Source organism: Streptomyces odontotermitis (assembly GCF_050510915.1).
Lineage (GTDB): Bacteria > Actinomycetota > Actinomycetes > Streptomycetales > Streptomycetaceae > Streptomyces.
The window spans coordinates 1-1,288 of the sequence record NZ_JBNJLS010000052.1 but is presented as its reverse complement, the minus strand read 5'-3'; the positions used below and the strand labels follow the sequence as shown (position 1 = coordinate 1,288).

Annotated in this window: 1 protein-coding gene; it reads left to right on the top strand. The window is 65.0% G+C overall.

The window, feature by feature from the left end; translation table 11 throughout:
* Positions 1–1,288 (top strand): potassium-transporting ATPase subunit KdpA (kdpA, locus tag ACQB60_RS45700; RefSeq protein WP_496932034.1); only part of this gene is annotated, 1,288 nt, incomplete at both ends.

Below are 1,288 nucleotides of genomic sequence, written 5' to 3'. Positions count from 1 at the left end.
TGCGGAGATGCGCTGGCCGGCGTATCTGCGTGGGGTGCTGGCGTTCTCCGCGGTGAGTGTGCTGTTTCTGTATCTGCTGCAGCGTGTGCAGGGAAGCCTGCCGGGGTCGCTCGGCTTCAAGGCGATTGATCCGGATCAGGCGTTCAACACGGCTGCGTCGTTCGTGGCGAACACCAACTGGCAGTCGTACTCCGGTGAGCAGGCCATGGGCCATGTCGTGCAGACCGGTGGGCTTGCGGTGCAGAACTTCGTCTCGGCGGCGGTGGGGATCGCCGTGGCGGTCGCGCTGGTGCGGGGGTTCGCGCGGTCGCGCACCGGTGAACTGGGCAATTTCTGGGCCGACTTGGTGCGTGGCACTGTCCGGGTCCTGATTCCGATCGCGGTGCTCGGTGCGCTCGTGCTGGTGGCGTGTGGGGCGATCCAGAACTTCTCCGGGATCCACTCGGTGGGCCAGTTCCTGGGCGGCAAGCAGGAGTGGAACGGCGGGGCGGTGGCCTCGCAGGAGGTCATCAAGGAGCTGGGGACCAATGGTGGCGGGTATTTCAACGCCAACTCGGCCCATCCGTTTGAGAATCCGAATGGTTTCTCCAACCTGTTCGAGGTCTTCCTGATCCTGGTGATTCCGTTCGCGCTGACGCGGACGTTCGGGAAGATGGTCGGCTCGGTGAAGCAGGGTTACGCGATCCTGGCGACGATGGCGGTGATCTGGGTCGGGTTCACGGTGCTGATGATGTGGACCGAGTTCGCGCACCACGGCCCGGCCTTTGAGGCTGCGGGCGGGGCGATGGAGGGCAAGGAGACGCGGTTCGGGATCGGCGCTTCGGCGATCTTCTCGGTGGCCACGACGCTCACCTCGACGGGCGCGGTGAACTCCTTCCATTCCTCGAATACCGGTCTGGGGGGCGGGATTGATCTGTTGGGCATGCAGCTGGGTGAGATCGCGCCGGGCGGTGTCGGCTCCGGGCTCTACGGCATGCTGGTCATGGCGATCATCGCGGTGTTCATCGCGGGTCTGATGGTGGGGCGTACGCCGGAGTATCTGGGCAAGAAGATCGGCACGCGGCAGATCAAGCTGGCGGCCTGCTACATCCTGATCACGCCCGCGCTGGTGCTCGGCTTCACGGCGGTGTCGATGGCCCTGCCGACGCCGAAGAATTCGATGCTGAACCCGGGGGCGCACGGCTTCTCGGAGATCTTGTACGCGTTCACGTCGGGTGCGAACAACAACGGCTCCGCCTTCGCGGGGTTGAGTGCGGACACGAACTGGTTCAACACCACGATCGGGCTC